Here is a 20443-nt window from a genome sequence, read left to right on the forward strand (position 1 = left end):
CTTTCGTTAATCAGAGAAATGAACTATCTAAAACAGAGAAAATAAGTAGTAAGCTATAGACATAAAGACTGGGTAAGGAATAAGATTTATGTTGAACAGGGGATCTATAAACCCGCGTCTTATGACAATCCCCTTACCCGGCTTCTTTACCTTGGACAGTTCATTAGGCCAGGAGCCTGCATCAGGATGTTGAGTGCAAGAGAAGCTATCTTTTTGTCACCTGTATAACCTCTAAAACATTGTATAATGGAGCAAACTTACATTGGTATCGATGTGGCCAAAGACAGCTTTGTGGTTGCTACAAGAGTAGAAGGCAAAGTCACCACCTCTCTGCACAGCAACGATAGGAAAGGCATTAGCAGTCTTCTCAAGGGGCTGCCAGGTAGTTCCTGGTGCATCATGGAGGCAACAGGGGTTTACAGCCTGCAGCTGGCCATCGCTCTGTATGAGAAGGGAATCAAGGTGTCGGTGGTGAACCCTTTGCAGATCAAGCGCTTTGCCCAGACCAAGCTCAAAAGAACGAAGACAGACAAGGTAGATGCGGCGCTGATCGCCGAATATGGCGAACGCATGCAGCCCAAGCTCTACGAGCCGCCGGCCCCCTTCATGCGGAAGCTGCAGCAGCAGCGCATGTCATTGAAGCTGCTTGTCAAGAGCAAACGCTCTTTCCTGAACCAGCTGCATGCCCTGGCACAGCTAGACAAAGCCGATAAAGCTGCTGTGAGGGCCTGTAAAACGGTCCTGGCTAGCATAGAAAAGCAAATAGTAGAGTTGGAGCGCCAGATGCAGCAAACGGCTGAGGAGCAGTGTCAAGAGCTATTTAGCTTGCTGCAGACCATTCCCGGCATCAGCACCAAGTCTGCCATAGAGCTCATTGTTGTCTCTGGCGGGTTCAGAAACTTTACATCAGCCAGGCAGTTCAGCGCCTTTATCGGGATCAGCCCCTGCATCAACGAGTCCGGTACATCAATAAGGGGGTACAGGGGAATCAGCCGGATCGGGGACAAGAATATCAGGGCCACGCTCTATATGTGCTCTATGGCGGCAAGGGTGCATAACAAGGCATGCCGGGAGCTATATGAGCGGATGGTGAAGGCAGGAAAAGCAAAGAAGGTAGCCTTGGTGGCCGTGATGAACAAGCTGATAAAACAGGTGTTTGGCATCGTAAATTCAGGTGAAGTTTACTCAGCAGAATGCCAAGCGCAGTAGCTGAGAAAATAGCACGGATACACTTGCTTTTTAACACAGTTCATAACAGCTCACCATGCTGAGCATAGGGCCGTGCTTCTGCAGGTAGTCCCCTCCCGGACAACAGAGCTTCCCATTTCTCCCCCTTTTGTTAAATTCTAAGTCAGGAAGGGAGAGGGTCTTTTCAAAATATGTGAAATTAGCTTAGCTCACTTCACGCAGCTCAAAAAGGATGTTTAGGAGAAGTAAAGGTGCACTGATGAGCTTTTTGTATAGGTTTCTGCCGAAGCTCTGCTCCCTCCACTCCGTTACAAGCTCTGTTTCTGGTGTAGCTGGCTAAAGTGGTTGTTGTATCTACAGCATTACACTGACACAAGCCCACTCCTTACAGCCAAATAAACCGTTCAAACTGTTTGCAGACCACCCCACTGCCCAGGTTATATTTCATAAAATGCAAAGACATGCTGCAAAAAGACTTGACAAGAGACATTAAAAACAGGCTCAACACCATAAAAGGGCAACTGGACGGTATTATTAAAATGCTTGACAATGACAGAGATCCTGAAGAGGTGCTGGTGCAGTTTAAAGCGGCCGGCAAAGCACTTAGCACCGCTCAATTCCTGCTGCTGGACGAAACTTTCAGAAAGTCCCTGGCCGCTAAGTTGTCAGAGACAATGGAAGCGTGCCCAGGGGATTGCGGACAGGAAAACACCATAGAGCTGCTTCGGAAGCAGTTCCCAGACCTGAACCATGATGAACTGACAGCCAAGATGAAGGAGATTCAGGCTGTTTATGACCAGATGAAGGCAAATCAGCAAAAAAGTTAGCCGCCACCGCTTGCAGACCACCCCTGCCCCGGTTGTAGCTTTGTTCAAAATATAAAATTTACGACTATGGCAAAGAGAAAAATAGAAATGTTCACCGCAGGCTGCCCTGTTTGTGAACCAGTGGTGGAAATGGTGCAGTCAATGGCCTGTGAATCATGTGACGTAACCATTTATAACCTCGCCGAGCAGTGCGACACGAAAGAGTGCGTCAGCAAAGTAAAAGAGTACAACATCACCTCCCTGCCAGCGGTGGTTGTGAACGGGGAGCTTCTCTCCTGCTGCGCAGGCAGGGGCGTGAGCCGCGAGCAGTTAGAGGCCGCCGGAATAGGAAACACCGCTTAAATAAATCAATAAACCTAAAACAATAAGCTATGAAAAATATCAGCCAAGAAATGCAGTCCTGCATAGATTCCTGTTACAGTGCAGTTACCGCCAGCAGGGTTTGCCTGGACCAGCACATGAGAGAGCCTGACATGAAGCAGTGCCACAAGCTGTGCCTGGACACCATTGCTATTGCAACTGCTTGTGCAGGTATGTGCGCAGCCAAATCAGACTATGTGGGGCAGGTGAGCAGCGTGTGCGCCCAGGTATGCAGGGACTGCGCAGATGAGTGCGCCAAGTTTGACAGCGAGGTGTGCCGGGAGTGCGCCCGCACTTGCAGGGAGTGTGCCGACAAATGCGAGGCAATGGCTGCTTAAATCCGTAAGCAAGGTACGGTTGCTTTATTTAACCCGCTTTGTTGCCCTACCCAACAGAGCGCTTGATGATTGATGTTATGAAACGAAGGTTTTTAGGAATCGCAACAGCAACTATGATGCTGGCAGGCGGTTCATTCTTTGCGTTTGCTGGCAATGGCCAATTGGAGGATTGCCCGTTGAAAGGCACCCCAGAATGCCCGCTGGTGAAGGAATGCAAACTCAAAGGCACACCTGACTGCCCACTGGTAAAAGACGAAGCAAAGAAGGGAAAGGTGGCAGAGACAACTACGGCAGTTGCAGTTGTAGCTACAAACACAACAACAGCGGCAGTACCAACCTGTTGCAAAAAGAAGTAAATTACAATAAAGAGAGCAACCTATGAGGCTGCTCTCTTTTGTTTTTCGTCTCAAACCAGGCAGATTCATTCGAAAGAATTAAAAATGCTTCTTTCAGGAGCGTCCACTTGTCTGAAGTGCATCGGCACCAGTACGAAATCAGTTATGACTTCATAAGAAAGAGGGGATCTCTATGAAGAATTAGTACACTTGTCCTGATTTAAAATGCTTTGAAAAGCATAAGTAGCCAAAGCTGCTTGAAGCTCTTTGCTGAAAGGAACCATTGTTTATTTAAAGCCAAATCCTGTACCAATCTGCTTTGTTTTATATAGCTAAGGTCAAAACAAAATCTCCATAACCGCTGTATTTAAGCAAATACTTAAATACAAGGCAAATGAAAAAGTACGACGTGTTGGTGATAGGTGCCGGGATGGCAGGTGCCGCCGTGGCCAGAAAGTGCGCCAAAAAAGGGCTGAAGACTGCCATCACTGATTCCAGGCCCTACGGCGGAACCTGTGCCCTGCGGGGGTGCGACCCAAAGAAAGTACTCATAGACGGCGTAAGCCTGCACGAACAGGTGCAGTTGCACCTTGGAAAAGGGCTCACAGGAGACGTAAAGGTTAATTGGCAAGAGCTGATGGGGTTTAAAGAGACTTTCACAGCTCCTGTGCCGGAGAACATGGAAAAGGGCTTTGAGAAGGCCGGAATAGACACCTACCACGCACCCGCCGCTTTTCTGGATGAATCCACCCTACAGCTTGGAGAAGAGACTGTTTCCGCAGAAAAGATAGTGATAGTAACTGGCGCACGCCCAAGAGAGCTGGATGCCCCAGGGGCAGAGCACACCATCACAAGCGATGACTTCCTAAACCTTGAAGCGCTGCCGGAGCACATTACCTTTTTGGGGGGCGGCTATATTTCCTTTGAGTTTGCCCACCTTGCCGCACGCACAGGCTCCCGCGTCACCATCATAGAGCACGGCTCCCGTCCTCTGAAGCACTTTGAGCAGGATATGGTGGACGAGCTGGTGCGGGTGTCCAAAGAGGCTGGCATTGACATAAGGCTGAACTGCCAGGTGCAGCGCATCACGCAGCAGGGCAGCGGGTATGAAGTCTGTCTGGAAGGCGAGGCAGGCAGGGGAACGCTTGAAACGGGGCTGGTGGTGAGCGCCATTGGGCGCGTGCCGGAGGTAGGACAGCTTGACCTGGGCAAAGGCAACGTAAGGCACGGCAGAAAAGGCATTGAGGTGAACGAGTACCTGCAAAGCACCTCCAACCCCCGCGTGTATGCAGCCGGAGACGTGGCAGACACTGAAGGCTTGCCCTTAACGCCTGTAGCCGTTTACGAGGGCCACTTTCTGTCGGCAAACCTCATCAAGAGCAACACCAAAAAAGTGAACTACCCGGAGATTCCCACCGTCGTCTTCACCATTCCGTCACTGGCCTCTGTGGGGCTGACCGAAAGGCAGGCGAAGGAGCAGGGGCTGGACTATAAGGTGAACACGCACGACGCAAGGCAGTGGTTTAACGGCAGGAGGCACCGCGCCCATGCCTACGCCTACAAGGTGCTGGTGAGTAAAACCGACGGGAGCATCCTTGGAGCGCATCTGGTGGGGCCGCAGGCAGAGGAAACCATTAATGTCTTTGCAGTGGCGATGAAGGCGGGCATGAAGGCAAGAGACCTGAAGAGCTTCCTTCTCAGCTACCCTACCATGGCCTCTGACGTCAGCTACATGGCGTAAGGCAGCCACTGTATTTAAGTATTTCCTTAAATAATGAATTTGCCGTACTTTTGTGGTGTTACGTACCTGTACCGGAAAAAACACCCTTACCAATGGAGAAAGAGAAACCGTCAGCCTGTATAAGAGTTTACGCCAATGAGAAGCAGATAAGTTCTTGTAAGAAGCGAATGGAGGACTTGAAAGATCCTGTCAGATTCCTTGCCAGTGCCCTGAGCCTAGCAGGAAATGAGGTTCGCCTGAAAATCCTTTTCCTGTTGAAGGAGGAAGGCGAGCTGTGCCCCTGCGACATAAGCGATATTCTGGCCATGACTGTTCCCGCCGTCTCCCAGCACCTGCGCAAGCTGAAAGAGGGCAGCCTTGTCACCACAAAAAAGACTGGGCAGACCATTTTCTACGCGCTCACCCCTGGCGCTGAAAAGCTGCTCCAGCCGCACTTTAACTTCCTCACAAACGCCACTGTAGACACCACTTTATGAGAAGTCAAGAACTACCTTCTAAGGATAATCAGGAGGCCCCTGCCACAAAGGCTTGGGTAGGTGCAGGCTTGCTGGCAGCGTTGGGAGCCTCCTTGTGCTGCATTACCCCGCTGCTGGCCATCATGGCGGGAACCAGCGGCATGGCCGCCTCCTTTTCATGGCTGGAGCCGCTGCGCCCTTACCTGATAGGTGTTACGGGGATTGTGTTAGGCTTTGCCTGGTATCAGAAGCTGAAGCCTGCCAGAAACATAGACTGTGATTGTGAAACGAACCCTAAACCAAACTTTATGCAAAGCAAAGCCTTCTTATCCCTTGTCACCGTGTTTGCCGCTGTGATGCTGGCGTTTCCTTCCTACGCCCATGTCTTCTACCCACAGGCACAGGCACAGCAGCAGGTAGCCCCGAATAAGGCAAACGTCCAGACGGTAGAAATCAAAATCAAGGGAATGACCTGCGCTGGCTGCGAGGCGCACGTGAACAGCGAAGTTAACAAGCTGGCGGGCATCCTGAAGGTTGAGACTTCCTACGCCAACGCCAATACACTGGTGCAGTATGATAAGTCCCGGACAGACGTGAAGCAGATTGAGAAAGCCGTAAGCGCCACGGGCTATAAAGTAACTGAAACAAAAAAGAAGTAATGGCTACTATACTCCTTTCAAAAATTACCTGCCCGGACTGCGGGCACCAGAAGGAGGAGCACATGCCCACAGACGCTTGCCGGTACTTCTACCAGTGCGAGCAGTGCGAAGCTGTCTTGAAGCCGAAGCAAGGCGATTGCTGCGTCTTCTGTTCCTACGGCACTGTGCCATGCCCGCCTAAACAGGAAGACAAAAGCTGTTGCGGGTAATTTGTTACTCTCACAAAAAGAAAGGCTCTTCACCTAGAGAAGCCTGTTTGGTTTACAGTGCCTCGTTCTGGAAAAGCTGGCAAATTAACTACCAGTGTGGTTTTGCGGTATAAGGGACTGACATAACAAAAAGACACCATCATGGGGCACAGCCACTCACATGCACACGGGGCTTCCAAGAATATAGCCTTCGCTTTCTTCCTCAACGTCGGGTTCACCATCTTTGAGTTCTTCGGAGGGTTCTACGTCAACAGCGTCGCCATTGTCTCCGATGCGCTGCATGACCTGGGAGATAGCCTGTCACTGGGCGTCTCGTGGTACCTGCAGAAGAAGTCGGATAAGAACGCCGACGAGAAGTTCACCTTCGGCTACAAGCGCTTCTCCCTCCTTGGGGCGCTCATCAACAGCATCGTGCTGGTGCTGGGCTCTGCCTTTGTCATCTACCAGGGGATACAGCGGATCATCGAACCGGAGCACACGGATGCGAAGGGAATGCTCGTCTTCGCCATCATCGGCGTGGCGGTGAATGGCGTGGCCGCGCTGCGGCTCAGGAAGGGGGAGTCAATGAACGAGAAGGTGCTGTCCTGGCACCTGATAGAGGACGTGCTGGGCTGGGTGGCCATCCTCATCACCAGCATCATCATCATGTTCTGGGACATCCATGTGCTGGACCCTATTCTTTCGCTGGCCATCGCAGCGTTCATCCTGTGGAACGTGGTCCAAAGGCTACGGGAGACCATGTACGTGTTTCTGCAGGGAGCCCCCAAAGCGGTGGACCTGCGCGAGCTGAAGGACAGCATCCTCAGTATCGAGCACGTGACCTCCACGCACCACACCCACCTGTGGACGCTGGATGAGGAAAACCAGGTGTTCACGATTCACGTTACGGTGGACAGGCTCTCCGGCATTCCGGATATCATCAAAATTAAGAACAGGATAAAGGAGCTGCTGAGGGGAAAGCACGTGTCCCATGCCACCATCGACATTGAGTTTGAGGACGAGTCCTGTTACATGGAGTCATCCTACACTGACCATGGCAAGCCTGAAGGGAGCTAAAACCTAAGCACTTTGCGGTGCCCGCCGACAATGCCCTGACGCAGGAGGACGTGGAGCATCGGCGCGGCACCAAGTCGCTCTGCGCCTTACTCTGGCTCTTCTGCTTCAACTGGACACGAGCCCTTTAGAATCAGAACGCTATTCCTTTTGCAATGGAATTGCATTATTTTTTTCTTAACTTTGTTTTGGATGAGGTCTCTACTCTACATACTGGTCCTGCTTTTACTGACGCTTTCCCTGAAACCGTGCCTGGACAGGGCAAACGCGGCTCCGGGTGAAGCGCAGGCAGTGGCTATGGCTGATAGGCACCAGGACCATCAGGATGACAAAGCGGACGGGTGTTCCCCATTCTGCGCCTGTCACTGCTGCCATACGCATTTTCAGCCACAAAGCACGGATGCAGTCGAATACGCTGATTTGCAGGAGGTACCCATAGAGGTTGATCTGTACAAGAGTAGTTTTGTCTCCCCCCTTTCCTATTCCATCTGGCAACCGCCGAAGGTAGCCTAACCCGTTTTCTTTCCTTTTCTGTGGACAGACCCGTACACAGCCGGCATCGGCGTGCAGGTGTCTTTCTGTCCCTACCCCACTCCATTCATAACAAGAACCGGACGAGAGCAGTTTAGAAGAACTTTTTGTCTGTCGGAAATTGAAGAAAAAAAAGAGGACAACAACCAGCAGTAAAAAGAAATCCAAAAGGAGAAAGCGGCAGTACCATTGGCGGGGACGGCAGTCCCAGTGGCAGAAGCGGTTAAAAATAGCCGCACTGATACTTGTCACCCTTCTGGGCATTTTAGCCGTCCTGGCCAGGGCGTACCATGTCTTCTCTGTTCACACAAAATAACCCAACATGATAAATAGTATCATCGCTTTTTCTATCAAGAACAAGCTCATTATCGGCCTGATGATCGTCGCCTGGATCGGTGCGGGCGTCTGGGCCATGTCTACGGTGAATCTGGGCTCGGTGCCCGACATCACCAACAACCAGGTACAGGTCATCACCGTCTCGGAGAACCTTTCCACAGAGGACATCGAGCAGTTTGTCACCTATCCTGTTGAGCTGGCGATGGCCAATTTGCCGGGGGTGGAGGAAATCCGCTCCGTGTCCCGTTTTGGCCTGTCTGTCGTGACCATTGTATTTGAAGAGGACATGGGTACGTACCTGCCCCGGCAATTGGTGCAGGAAAAGCTCAGTGAGGTGAGCGAGGAGATCCCAGAGCAGTTCGGCACGCCCTCTATGGGGCCCATCAGTACGGGGCTTGGAGAGATATACCAATATACACTTAAGCCCCAGCCGGGATATGACACCGTCTACACTCCCTCAGAGCTACGCACCATCCAGGACTGGATCGTGGCACGGCAGATGGCGCTGGTGCCCGGCGTGGTGGAGGTAAACGCGTTCGGCGGGAACATCAAGCAATACGAGGTGGCCCTGGATCCCGGCAGACTCAACTCCATGAACGTTTCCATTTCAGAGGTGTTCGAGGCCCTGGAGAAGAACAACGTCAACACCGGGGGCGCCTACATAGAACGCAACAGCATGGCTAACTTCATCCGGGGGGAAGGCCTGGTGCGCTCACTGGATGACATCCGTAACATCGTCATCCGAAATGATAACGGCACGCCCATTCTAATAAGGGATGTGGCGGATGCCGTGCAGTTCGGCAGCCAGGTGCGCTATGGCGCCTTTACACAGGACGGCCAGGAGGCGGTGGGCGGCATGGTGCTCATGCTCCGGGGAGAAAGCCCGGACAAAGTCATCAATGCTGTGAAAGAGCGCATGGCAGAAGTACAAAAGTCGCTGCCGGAAGGGTTGGTGATCGAGCCCTTTATCGACCAGAGTAACTTGATTGCGCGCACGACCAGCACTGTTACTACAAACCTGACCGAGGGGGCGCTGATTGTGGTGTTCGTGCTCGTGCTCCTGCTGGGCAGTTTGCGGGGCGGGCTTATCACTGCCTCCGTTATCCCACTGGCCCTGCTGTTTGCCTTCATCCTGATGCGCGTTTTCAACGTGTCGGCCAACCTGATGAGCCTGGGAGCCATCGACTTCGGCATCATCGTGGACGGGGCTGTGATCATTGTGGAGGGAACGGTTCACATGATTGAGAAGAAGATAAGACAAGGGAATGCCCCCTTGGGACAGGAGCAGATGGATGAAATCGCCTATGAGTCCGGAAGCAACATGATGAACTCCGCCTTCTTTGGTCAGATCATCATTTTGATTGTTTTTGCCCCGATCCTCTTTCTGACGGGCGTGGAGGGGAAGATGTTCCAACCCATGGCCTTCACATTCGGCTTTGCGGTACTCGGTGCCATTATCCTGTGCCTGACCTACGTGCCGATGGTGGCCGCGCTGTTCCTAAAGCCGACCCGCAACAAGAAGAGTCTACTGAGCCGGTTTGAGCGCGGAGTAGAGCATATCAGCAACAGGCTGATGGGCGGAATAAACAGCGGTTACCTTCCCCTTTTGCGCAAATCTCTGAATCACAAACCTATGGTAGTCATTACGGCGCTGCTGCTGCTGGCAGGAGCCGGTTACACCTTCTCCCGCATGGGCGGGGAGTTCATCCCAAGCCTGGACGAGGGCGACATCGCCATGCAGGCGCTGCTTCGCCCAGGGTCTTCTCTGTCCGAGAGCATCGAGCAATCCAAGAAGATGGAGAAGATCGTCTTGGAGAATTTCCCGGAGGTCAAAACCATGGTAGCCCGCATCGGGGTGTCGGCCATTCCGACCGACCCGATGCCGATGGACATAGCCGACACGTACATCATCCTGGAAAAGGACATGGGTAAATGGGAAAGCGCGGACTCGAAGGAAGAGCTCATAGAAAAGATAAAGGAGAAGCTCTCGGTGCTGCCGGGCATCAACTATGTGTTCAGCCAGCCTGTGGAGCTCCGGTTCAACGAGCTCATCAGCGGTGTGCGGGAGGACGTGGCGGTGAAGCTCTACGGGGAGGACCTGAACATACTCGCTGCCAAGGCCCAGCAGATGGCCCAGATCATCCAGTCTGTGCCGGGGGCGGGCGACGTGAACCTGGAGGCAGTCACCGGGCTTCCGCAGATGACGGTGCGCTTTGACCGCGGCAAGATAGCCCAGTACGGTCTGGATATTGAAAAGCTCAACAACTACATCAGCTCCGCTTTTGCCGGGGGTGAGGCCGGGGTTGTCTTTGAAGGGGAAAAGCGCTTTGATATCGTTGTCCGCCTCTCTGAGAAGAACCGGCGCAGCATCGAGGACCTCAGGAACCTGTACATCGATCTACCCAACGGCGAGCAGGTGCCCCTGCAGCAGGTAGCCGACATCAGCTATCAGCCAGGGCCTATGCAAATCTCACGCGACAACACCTTCCGCAGGGTGAACGTGGGGGTGAACGTGCGTGGCCGGGACGTGGAGAGCATGGTGAACGATATCCAGGAGAGGCTGGATGCGCAGCTAGACCTGCCGCCCGGCTACTACGTGACCTACGGGGGGTCCTTTGAAAACCTGCAGCGGGCAAAGGCGCGCCTGCAGGTGGTGGTGCCCATCGCACTGGCGCTGATCTTCGTGCTGCTGTACTTTGCGCTGAAGTCGCTTTCCCAGGCGTTCATGATCTACATGGCCGTGCCGCTGGCAGCCATTGGCGGCGTCTTTGCGCTGGCCTTAAGGGGGATGCCCTTCAGTATCTCCGCCGGTGTCGGCTTTATCGTGCTCTTCGGGGTTGCCGTGCTGAACGGCCTGGTGCTGGTCAGCCGGTTCAACAGCCTGAAGGAGGAGGGCGTCACGGACCTAAGGCAGCGTATCTTCATCGGCACAGAGGAGCGGCTGCGCCCCATCCTACTCACGGCCACTGCGGCTATCATGGGCTTTATCCCCATGGCCCTGTCTGCCTCTGCCGGCGCTGAGGTGCAACGGCCATTGGCAACCGTGGTCATCGGCGGGCTGATCACCGCCACCTTCCTGACCCTGGTGGTGATGCCGATTCTGTATTACTTCGTTGAGGCGAGAAGCGGTAAAAGCGGAGGCAAAGCAGCAACGGCTGTGGCGCCTTCCTTCCTGCTGCCTTTCCTGCTGGGTGCAGGGCTTCTTTTTTCCCCTGGCGCTGCTAGGGCACAGGAGGTAACAGCGCTTCCTGCTAATCTCCCCGCCCTATCCGTTGAGGAGGCTGTACAGCGGGCTGTAACCAATTATCCTTCCATCACAGCGGCCCAGTTGGATATAGAGAGCCAGCAGGCACTGAAAAAAACCGCCTGGAACCTGGGCAGCACGCAGGTCTTCACAGGAAAGGAAGAGTACGGCCAAGGCAATGAGGATGCCGTTGACAACCGTATCGGTATTCAGCAGCAGAACATAGAGGTGTTTGGCGTCGCACCCAAGCTCAGACTGCAGCAAGAGCAGGTGGGGCTTGCCCAGTCGGTGCTGAAGCTTACTGCCCTGGAGGTGGCGCGCGAGGTACGCATAGACTGGAGTGACGCGTACGCAGCGAGAAGGCGGTATGTGCTCTATGAGCAGCTGGACTCTGTTTTGGCGGAATTCACCAGAGCCGCAGAGGTAAGGTACGAGACGGAGGCCATCTCTTACCTGGAGTACCTGGCGGCGACAAACCAGTCCAGGAAGGTTGCTGTTGAGAAGGAACAGGCGTTCCGGGATTACCGGGTGGCCCTGCGCCAGCTCAACCAGTGGCTGGGGAGCGACACGTTCTACACTGTGGCTACCCCGGAACCGGAGCAGCTGACGGCCGCATTGCCCGCGCTGACCGATTCCCTAACCCAGCACCCCTTGCTGGAGTACTCCCGGCAGCAGGTCGAGGTGGCGCAGGCCCGCGAACGCGTGGCCAAAGCGGCATACCTGCCAAGCCTGAGCGGCCAGTACGCGTCCCAGGAAATAGGGGGCCAGCCAGGGTTCTACAGCTACCAGGTAGGGGTGAATTTCCCTTTGCTCCCTTTCCAGGAGCGAGGCCGGGCACAGTCGGCCAGGATAGAGCGGGAGATCGCAGGGCAGAACCTGCGGCGCGCGCAACTGGAACTGCAGGCGGAGTACGGCGCGCTGGTGGAAACCTACCACAAATGGCTCAACTCCTGGCAGTACTACCAGCAGGAGGCCCTTCCGCTGGCCGTGCAGCAGCGAAACGGGGCGATAATCGCCTACCGGGAAGGCGCAGTAGACTACATCGGGTTCCTGCAGATTATACGGGACGCCATACAGGTGGAGCTTGACGCGCAGGAGGCACTTGACAACTACCTGGATACCAAGGCCCGCCTGATTTACTTTCTTCAAAAAACGAACCAATAAGATGACAAAGACGATGCAAATCATACCAAAAGTAACCTTTCTTACAGGTGTGCTGGCCCTGGGGCTTGGCGCATGCAGTACCCCTGATGAACCCGCCCAAGAGCAGGAAATAGCAGCCGCGGAAACTGGAGACCACGTGGAGGAAGGTACCGTGCGTTTGTCTCCCGCGCAACTGGAGGCGATCGGCCTTAAGCTGGGGCCGCTGCAAAGCAGGAACCTGTCCGCCACCACGAAAGTGACGGGCGAGCTGGAGGTGCCGCCGCAGAGCGAGGCTAACGTCAGCGCCACTGTCGGCGGCAACATACAGGAAATAAAAGTTATAGAGGGCGATAAAGTAAAAAAGGGGCAGACACTCGCCTTGTTGACGCACCCTGATCTTGTGCAGATGCAGGTGGACCTGCAGGAGGCGGCCAGCCGGCTGCAGTACCTGGAGCAGGAGTACCAGCGGCAGCAAAGGCTGTATGAGCAGAAGGTAGGATCGGGCAGGGACCTGCAGGAGGCCACGGCCAACTACAATACCAGCAAGTCACAGGTGGAGGGCCTCAAATCCAGGCTCCGCATCCTGGGGCTTAACCCAAACAGCATACTTGCCGGCAGGATATTCCAGTCAGTTCCAGTCATTTCACCCATCAGCGGAGCGGTGCAGAAGGTAACCGTGAACACAGGCCAGTACGTGTCGCCCCAGGAGCAGATGTTCATTATAGTGGACCAGTCTCAGCTCCACGCCGACCTGATGGTGTTTGAGAACGATATTGCGAAAGTAAAAGTAGGGCAGAAAGTCTACTTCACTGTTGCCAACTCAGCAGACAGGGAGTACACGGCCACGGTATACAACGTAAGCCCCGCATTCGAGAAAGACGTCAAGGCGGTGCACCTGCACGCGGACATAGAAGGCGGCACGGAAAACCTCATCCCCGGCACGTATATCGAGGGAAGGATAGCGGTGGACAGCACCACGGCCCTCGCGCTTCCAGAGGAGGCCGTGGTACAGGAGGGAAACCAGGCTTTTATTTTTGTCAAGACAAGCGAGGTGGATGCCGAAGCGCATGCCGAGGGAGCCGCCACTACTGCGGGAGCTCCCGGCTCCACAAGCGGGGCAGCAAGGACCTGGGTGTTCAAACAAGTCCCTGTGCAAACAGGGGCCAGTGACAGTGGATGGGTTGAGGTAAAGCTGCTGGAACCTATTCCTGAGGGTTCCCAAATAGCCTACAATGGTGCTTACAACCTCATTTCAGAAATGAACAAAGGGGATACAGAACATGGCCATTAAAGGTTTCTGTAGAGTAGCCACAGCAGGGGTGGCTACTCTTTTTTTTGCTCAGATAAATGTTGAAGTAATCAGCAGGAAATTATGCATGACAAAGAACTTGAGTCGCAACTCAACGAAAGAAACATCAAACCCACCGCCATGCGCCTGCTGGTGCTGGACTTCCTTTTAAATCAACAGACAGCAGTCAGCCTCAATGAACTGGAGGCATCCTTTCACCGCGCAGACAGGATCACGCTGTACCGCACCCTGAAGACCTTTGAGGAAAAGGGCTTGGTGCATGGCATAGAGGATGGAACCGGCTCTGTGAAATACGCGCTGTGCGACGATACGTGCCAGCCTCAGGAGCACCAGGACCTACACGTGCACTTCCACTGCAGGCAGTGTGCTGAGACGTACTGCCTGCCGAAGTCGCGCGTACCGGAAATCCCCTTGCCCGGCAGTTTCCTGCCAGAGGAGGTGAACCTGGTGGTGAAGGGAGTCTGCGGAAGCTGTGCCGAAAAGAATGCAATGCGATTGCAGGCGGGCGGGCAGTAGCTTTGTCCTGTAGACAAAAAACAAAAGAACAGCATGAAGCCAAACTGGAACATGCCCTCTCCGCTCCGGCCCTTTTACCAGAAGGAGCTGTCCGCCTACCGCACCGCTCTTGGAGGAGGCCTCCTGCAGGAGGCGTGGAGGCATCTGGAGCGCGCTCACATCCTGGGGCAGCCGTACCCGGTCGAACACACTTCCGTGCATTGGGAGATGCTTCAGCTTGGATTTAGGACCAGGAACCTAAGAGAAATCATAGGTCAGCTCCCCCGTCTCCTGGTCGGGGGGATAAAGTCCTGGGCCGGGATGATTCCGGTTGGCAATACGGGTGGGGCCAACGTGCCCCCGCTCCGGCCTATGCCGATTCCGGATGACCTACAGCAGATAATGCGATCTACCCAATAACCAAAACATGGAAAACGATGACAAGCAACAAGGATAACACCAAGAACATAGAAGATGATTTCAAGCCGCTGGAGATTACCTCTCCGAGAACAGCGGAGGCACCGGGGCCGAACGTGGGTGCAGCGTGCTGCGGTGACGACGGCAAAACAAAGCGGGCAGGCGCCGTGGAGCATGAGCATGCCGAGGAGGAGGCTAAGTCTTCCTACATCCCTACCATCATCAGTCTCGTGCTGCTGCTGGGGGGCATTCTGCTTGATTACCTGGACACGCCCTGGTTTTCCGGTTACACAAGACTCGTTGTGTTCGGCATCGCCTATGTGCTGGTGGGCTGGCGTGTGGTGTGGCACGCCATTAAAAGCCTGAGGAGCAGCTTCTTCAATGAGTTCTTCCTGATGAGCATGGCTACGCTGGGCGCCTTCTACATCGGCGAGTATGCCGAGGGCGTGGCGGTAATGCTGTTCTACGTGATTGGGGAGCATTTTCAGGAGGCGGCGGTGCTGCGCTCCAGGCGCTCCATCAAAGCGCTCATCGATAACAGGCCCGACGAGGTGGGGCTGGTAACGGAAACGGGCATTGTCACCGTGAAAGCGAAAGAGGTGCAGGTAGGTGCTGTGGTGCAGGTGAAGGCCGGTGAGAAAGTGGCGTTGGACGGGGAGCTGCTCACGGACAGCTCTTCCTTCAACACGGCCGCCCTGACAGGCGAGTCCAAACCTGACACGAAGAAGAAAGGGGAAACGGTACTGGCCGGCATGATTAACCTGGACCGTGTGATTGAGCTGCGGGTGACGTCTGCCTATGAAAACAGCGCCCTTTCCAAAATACTGCAGCTGGTGGAGGAGGCTGGCAGCCGTAAGGCCAAGACTCAGCAGTTCATCACCCGGTTTGCTAAAGTGTACACGCCCATCGTGTTCTTCCTCGCCGTTGGCCTCACCTTCATTCCATACTTTTTTGTGGAGGCCTATGACTTCCATGTATGGCTCTACCGGGCACTCATATTCCTGGTGATCTCCTGCCCCTGCGCACTGGTGATCTCCATCCCGCTCGGCTACTTCGGTGGCATTGGGGCAGCCTCACGCAACGGGTTGCTGTTCAAAGGGTCCAACTTCCTGGACCTGATGACGCAGGTGGACACGGTCGTGATGGACAAGACGGGCACGCTGACCGAGGGTGTGTTTCAGGTGCAGCGGGTAGAGACGCTGCCGCCGGGCAAGGGCTGGTTCCTCTCCGCCGTGGCCGCCCTGGAAAACAAGTCCACGCACCCCATCGCCCAGGCCGTGGTCTCAGAAGCAGGGCCAGCGCACCGGCAGCACGTGGTCAGCGAGGTGGAGGAAATCTCCGGCCACGGGTTAAAGGGGACCGTCGACGGCAGGCAGCTGCTGGTTGGCAACGGCCGGCTGCTGGACAAATTCGATGTGCCGTATGACCCGAGCTTGAAGGAAATTGTGGAAACCATCGTGATTGTGGCTGTGGATGGGGCTTATGCGGGCTACATCACCATTGCCGATAAGACGAAGGAGGATGCGCCCCTTGCTGTCAGGAGAATGCGGGAGCTGGGCGTGAAAAGGCTGGTGATGCTCTCCGGGGACAAAGACTCGATTGTGCAGAAAGTGGCCCGTGAGCTGAATCTGGACGAGGCGCACGGGGGGCTGCTCCCGCAGGACAAGGTGTCGCAGGTGGAGAAGCTGAAGGCCGAGGGCAGCACGGTCGCCTTCGTGGGCGACGGCATCAACGATGCGCCTGTCATCACGCTGGCTGACGTGGGCATGGCCATGGGCGGGCTGGGCTCTGACGCAGCCATCGAGACGGCGGATGTGGTGATCCAGACGGACAACCCCGCCAGAATCGCCACGGCCATCAACATCGGGAAAAAGACAAAGCAGGTCGTGTGGCAGAACATCGCCCTGGCTTTCGGGGTGAAGGCCATTGTGCTGATTTTGGGAGCCGGCGGCCTGGCTACCATGTGGGAGGCCGTGTTTGCCGATGTGGGCGTTGCCTTCTTGGCTATCCTGAATGCAGTGCGAATACAACGAATGGGCTTTGACTGACAAGATGCAGTAAACGGTGGCGTTGGCTTTTCTATTCGCCCTGCAGCACCCTCTGAGCCCGTTGATTTAACCAATGATGGCATGCCGCGTAAAGAAAGCGGCACCCGGTACCATACATTTCACAATATAATGAAGATGAAGAAGATCACCTGGGTAACTTTCAGCAGGAAAGGGGGTGCCGTATGAGCGTGTGGATTTGGGCCCTTGTCCTTGTTGCCGCCGTCTGGGCCGCGCACTGGGGGGCAGAGCACCTGGCAAAGCCCCTGAAGAAGCTGCGGAAGCAGTGGGGCTTCTCCGTGGCAGCCGGCGGAGCCCTAATAGGTGTGGCGGCTGCCAGCCCGGAGATAGGCATTAACGTGGCCAGCGCCGTCACAGGCGTAGCCGACATCGGCCTGGGCACCATGTTCGGCTCCAACGTCATCGCCATTCCCTTTATGGTGGTGACCGCCTATATTGCCACCCGTAGCCTTAAAAAAGAGAACGCGGGCAAGAACCATCAGCAGCATGTCAAAGAGCACCTGCTGAAGGTAGATCCCACCGCCGTTACCGTACAGGCACTCCCTTACCTGGTGATACTCGCCATCGTGGCCATTCTCACCATTCCAGCGCAGTGGCGGGGCCTGCAGCCTGTGGATGGCTGGATCATGCTGGGCGTATACCTGGTGTACCTGGCGCAGGCTCTGCTTCGGGGCAGGAAGGAGGGTGAGCAGGTAGAGTGGAAAAAGAAGGAGATTTACCTGGCTGTAGCTGGCCTTGCTGCCCTGGGGTTGGGGGCTTTCTTCACGGTAAAGGCAACTGAAAACATTGTCTCCGCTCTGGGTATTTCCAAGATTGTAGGCGGCCTGTTTATAACAGCTCCCATGGCCGCCCTGCCGGAGATATTCGCCACCTGGAACGTGGCCAAGTCCGGGCAGATTACATCGGGTGTCACCAGTGTTATCGGGGACCATGCCGTCACGCTGACGGTGGCTTTCCTGCCACTTGCCCTGGTGACCGTTCCTGTTAAAGATTTCACCCTGTACGTCACCGTCCTGAGCTTTGCTGCGCTGGTGGGCATCCTGTACGCCGCCTTCATCCACTGGGGAGGCCCCGGCAAAGAGCACGGCTTCAACCGCTGGCAGGTCTACACCCTGGGAGCTGTCGTGCCGGTGTATGTCGGGGTCATGCTGTTTGGGGTGCTCCAGGTGTTTGGCGGACCGTCAGGCGAAGGGGCAAAACTTTTTAAAGCTTATAACCTGGACAAGAACGACTACCTGGAGGACGGGGAGTTCTACAGGGCAGTGGCCGAGTTGGGTTACTATGAGGTCTGGAATCAAGACGGCGATATATTCCTGAGCGAAGACGAGTGGAGAGCGGGCATCAGCGAGTACCTTGGAGGGTACAAGATTAACCAGATAGAAGAGTTTGGCGAGTGGGACCTGAACGGCGACAGCCAGGTCTCTGAGGAGGAGTTCAGGGAAGGCCTGTTCGAGGCTGTAGACAAGGACGCAGATATGCAGATAAGCGAAAGCGAGTTTGTGAGCCTGTACAGGGAGGGCAGCGGATCGCAGGGAGGAGGGTAACCTTTACCTAAAGAACTCTCTGGTGATAGCAGCAGAGATTACAGTTATTGTTAAACAAGTGTTTTAGCTAAACCGCAATTATGAAGAAAATGAAGCTGCACAGCTTGTCTGTTTGTGCGTCGATAGTCTTTTTGGGATTGAGCTTTTCTGCCTGTAACGACGGGGGTGAGGGGGCGAAGCTCTTCAAGGCGTTCAACGAGGATAAGAACGATTACCTGGAGGACGGGGAGTTTTACGAGGCGGTTGCCGAGATGGGCTACTTCGAAGCCTGGAACCGGGATGGCGATGAGTACCTGAGCGAAGAGGAGTGGCGGGAAGGTACCAGCGAATACCTGGGCGGTTATAAGGTTAATCAGGTAGAGGAGTTCGGTGAGTGGGACCTGAACGGTGACAATCAGGTTACAGAAGATGAGTTCAGAGAAAGTTTGTTTGAAGTTGCAGACAAGGATGGGAACATGCAGGTGAGTGAGAAGGAGTTTGTGGATCTCTACAAAGAGGGCAGCAGCTCGAAGAAATGAGGTAAGGCAACAGGACGCTTAGATTAGCATGTATGACGTTTTACAGGTTCTGATATATGCCGGCCGCTATGCCGCCGAGAAACTGCTTAATTAAAGTGAAACGCTCAAAGGAGTGGGCGCTGGAAAGGAATATTACAAAAGCTGAAATGAGAAGGAAAGAAGGTTGTTTACCTGTGACTGCCTGAGCATAGTGGCCCAGGCAGTCATAGGAGGAAGGTACACCACAATAAGCCATTTATGGAGTTCAAAACTTATAGAGAAGAAGCGCTTTACTGCTACCTAAGCGCAGTGTCGCCACCCTTCGTTCAGAATGTACCTCGTGATGATAGCAGAGGCAGTAGCGGTGATTCGCGTAAAAAGCTAGAGCAGTACTTAAGCAAGGCTGCGGATCTGTCGGAAGGGAAGAACCTGTGGGTGATGATAAGGGAGACCCCGGAGAGCGCAAGGCAGTTCGGTCACCTGCAGCCCCTGCGCATCGCCTGGAAGTACGATGTGGTTGCCAACGACATAGAAGGTGTGGGGATTGACAAGGGATTCGTGCCGGTGGAGGCCCCGTACAGTCCGTTGCATGGCGAGCAAGGCCAGGCAAGCCTTCTTTTCCAGGTTCCGGACCTCATGCTACTCCTGAGGCTCACAGAGGATGCCCTGGGTGATGTTGACTCGCATGTCACGGTACTGGCCCTGCAGCAGGAAGAAGAAACATTCAAAGAAGTACTCATGGGGAGCCGGGCGCCGCAGCTGCCGGCCATGCTTGGGGACGGGGACCTCTTTATAAACATAGCAGTCGGGAAAGAACAGGGCTACTATGATACATTCCTGTTGAAGGCCAGAAGCAATATGGAGAATCCGCTGCTGAGCCTTACCTCCTGACAAACAATTTCAAATCATAAAAGCCTGTTAAGCGAGTATGAATGAGTTCCTACAAGTTCTGATGTATGCGGCTATGCCGGCCCTGGGGAATTTCTTCGGGGGAATTCTAGCAGAGGTGTTCAACGTATCTGAAAAGACGCTCAGCCTGGCCCTGCACCTGGCCGCGGGCATTATCCTAGCTGTGATCGGGGTGGAACTGATGCCGGAGGCGCTGGAGGCGGAGCCGCCTTATGTGCCGATTCTGGCGTTTGTTGCGGGCAGCGCCTTCTTTGTCCTTTTGGACGGGGCAATCGGCTATGTGCAGAGCAGGTTTGGCGGTGAAAACAAGAGAGGCATGAGTGCGGCGGTGGCCATCTACATCGGCGTGGCCATTGATTTGTTTAGCGACGGCGTTATGATTGGCACGGGCTCGACAGTGGCCGCGAGCCTGGGACTGCTGCTGGCCATAGGGCAGGTCCCGGCGGATATCCCAGAGGGCTTTGCCACCATTGCCACCTTTAAGTCAAAGGGGGTAAGCAGAGGAAAGCGCCTGTTGCTTTCCGCCTCCTTCGCCATACCCATCTTCCTTGGGGCAACTGTTGGTTTTTGGGCTGTCAGGGACAGTGCAGAAATCGTGAAGCTGAGCCTCCTGGCTTTTGTCGCCGGTATACTGCTGACAGTGGCTATAGAGGAGATGCTTACGGAGGCGCATGACAGGCCGGACTCGAAGTGGGCGGCACTGTTCCTTTCCGGGGGCTTTGCGCTGTTTACCTTTCTGTCTGTGTACCTGGGGGAGTAGTGAAGAGTCTGAGGCCTGTTATGAGCA

General features: G+C 54.7%; 20 protein-coding genes. All 20 read left to right on the forward strand.

The genetic code is table 11. The annotated features are described in order from the left end of the window. The first annotated feature begins 246 nt into the window (after positions 1-246). The 20 genes from CHB92_RS06925 to CHB92_RS07025 all read left to right on the forward strand — a co-directional run bounded on the left by CHB92_RS06925 (position 247) and on the right by CHB92_RS07025 (position 20416). Positions 247-1209, forward strand: a complete 963-nt coding sequence (locus CHB92_RS06925) for an IS110 family RNA-guided transposase (protein WP_089318468.1) — start codon at positions 247-249, stop codon at positions 1207-1209. A 440-nt stretch (positions 1210-1649) separates the two neighbouring features. Beyond that, positions 1650-2015 carry a metal-sensitive transcriptional regulator gene (locus tag CHB92_RS06930; RefSeq protein ID WP_089318469.1) on the forward strand — a complete coding sequence of 122 codons (366 nt, stop codon included), beginning with the start codon at positions 1650-1652 and terminating at the stop codon, positions 2013-2015. A gap of 66 nt (positions 2016-2081) precedes the next feature. Then, a complete protein-coding gene (locus CHB92_RS06935) occupies positions 2082-2357 on the forward strand; it encodes a thioredoxin family protein (RefSeq protein ID WP_089318470.1) in 276 nt (91 codons plus the stop codon). 29 nt (positions 2358-2386) lie between these two features. Then, on the forward strand, positions 2387-2713 hold the full coding sequence (locus tag CHB92_RS06940; protein ID WP_089318471.1) for a four-helix bundle copper-binding protein: 327 nt from the start codon (positions 2387-2389) through the stop codon (positions 2711-2713). A gap of 65 nt (positions 2714-2778) precedes the next feature. Further along, positions 2779-3069: a hypothetical protein gene (locus CHB92_RS06945; RefSeq protein ID WP_144266282.1), complete on the forward strand. Its 291-nt coding sequence runs from the start codon at positions 2779-2781 to the stop codon at positions 3067-3069. A gap of 373 nt (positions 3070-3442) precedes the next feature. Further along, positions 3443-4789, forward strand: coding sequence for a dihydrolipoyl dehydrogenase family protein (locus CHB92_RS06950; protein WP_089318473.1), 1347 nt, complete (start codon positions 3443-3445; stop codon positions 4787-4789). A 167-nt stretch (positions 4790-4956) separates the two neighbouring features. Next, the gene (locus tag CHB92_RS06955; RefSeq protein ID WP_245842360.1) at positions 4957-5265 is read left to right on the forward strand and encodes an ArsR/SmtB family transcription factor; all 309 of its coding nucleotides are present in this window, start codon (positions 4957-4959) and stop codon (positions 5263-5265) included. Continuing rightward, a complete protein-coding gene (gene merTP / locus CHB92_RS06960; protein WP_089318475.1) occupies positions 5262-5903 on the forward strand; it encodes a mercuric transport protein MerTP in 642 nt (213 codons plus the stop codon). The genes CHB92_RS06955 and merTP overlap by 4 nt, the downstream gene beginning before the upstream one ends. Continuing rightward, positions 5903-6112, forward strand: a complete 210-nt coding sequence (locus tag CHB92_RS26095; protein WP_089318476.1) for a GDCCVxC domain-containing (seleno)protein — start codon at positions 5903-5905, stop codon at positions 6110-6112. Before merTP ends, CHB92_RS26095 begins: the two co-directional genes overlap by 1 nt. A gap of 141 nt (positions 6113-6253) precedes the next feature. Then, on the forward strand, positions 6254-7168 hold the full coding sequence (locus tag CHB92_RS06970; protein ID WP_089318477.1) for a cation diffusion facilitator family transporter: 915 nt from the start codon (positions 6254-6256) through the stop codon (positions 7166-7168). 189 nt (positions 7169-7357) lie between these two features. Continuing rightward, positions 7358-7678: a DUF6660 family protein gene (locus CHB92_RS26435; protein WP_089318478.1), complete on the forward strand. Its 321-nt coding sequence runs from the start codon at positions 7358-7360 to the stop codon at positions 7676-7678. Between the two features lie 340 nt (positions 7679-8018). After that, positions 8019-12440 (forward strand): CusA/CzcA family heavy metal efflux RND transporter, encoded by a 4422-nt coding sequence (locus tag CHB92_RS06980; protein ID WP_089318479.1) that lies wholly within the window; start codon positions 8019-8021, stop codon positions 12438-12440. A 1-nt stretch (position 12441) separates the two neighbouring features. Next, positions 12442-13710, forward strand: a complete 1269-nt coding sequence (locus CHB92_RS06985) for an efflux RND transporter periplasmic adaptor subunit (RefSeq protein ID WP_089318480.1) — start codon at positions 12442-12444, stop codon at positions 13708-13710. Between the two features lie 81 nt (positions 13711-13791). Continuing rightward, positions 13792-14244 carry a Fur family transcriptional regulator gene (locus CHB92_RS06990; protein WP_089318481.1) on the forward strand — a complete coding sequence of 151 codons (453 nt, stop codon included), beginning with the start codon at positions 13792-13794 and terminating at the stop codon, positions 14242-14244. Between the two features lie 51 nt (positions 14245-14295). Next, a complete protein-coding gene (locus CHB92_RS06995; protein ID WP_317044168.1) occupies positions 14296-14643 on the forward strand; it encodes a DUF3703 domain-containing protein in 348 nt (115 codons plus the stop codon). A 17-nt stretch (positions 14644-14660) separates the two neighbouring features. Beyond that, a complete protein-coding gene (locus CHB92_RS07000; RefSeq protein ID WP_089318483.1) occupies positions 14661-16688 on the forward strand; it encodes a heavy metal translocating P-type ATPase in 2028 nt (675 codons plus the stop codon). Between the two features lie 182 nt (positions 16689-16870). Further along, complete coding sequence (locus CHB92_RS07005) at positions 16871-18250, forward strand: sodium:calcium exchanger (protein WP_089318484.1); 1380 nt, start codon at positions 16871-16873, stop codon at positions 18248-18250. Positions 18251-18330: 80 nt separating this feature from the next. Further along, entirely contained in the window at positions 18331-18768 is a 438-nt protein-coding gene (locus CHB92_RS07010; RefSeq protein ID WP_179222978.1) for an EF-hand domain-containing protein, read from the forward strand. Positions 18769-19005: 237 nt separating this feature from the next. Then, entirely contained in the window at positions 19006-19638 is a 633-nt protein-coding gene (locus CHB92_RS07020; RefSeq protein ID WP_089318486.1) for a hypothetical protein, read from the forward strand. Between the two features lie 37 nt (positions 19639-19675). Further along, positions 19676-20416: a ZIP family metal transporter gene (locus CHB92_RS07025; protein ID WP_089318487.1), complete on the forward strand. Its 741-nt coding sequence runs from the start codon at positions 19676-19678 to the stop codon at positions 20414-20416. The last annotated feature ends 27 nt before the right edge of the window (positions 20417-20443 follow it).

Source organism: Pontibacter ummariensis (assembly GCF_900188175.1).
Classification (GTDB): Bacteria; Bacteroidota; Bacteroidia; order Cytophagales; family Hymenobacteraceae; genus Pontibacter; species Pontibacter ummariensis.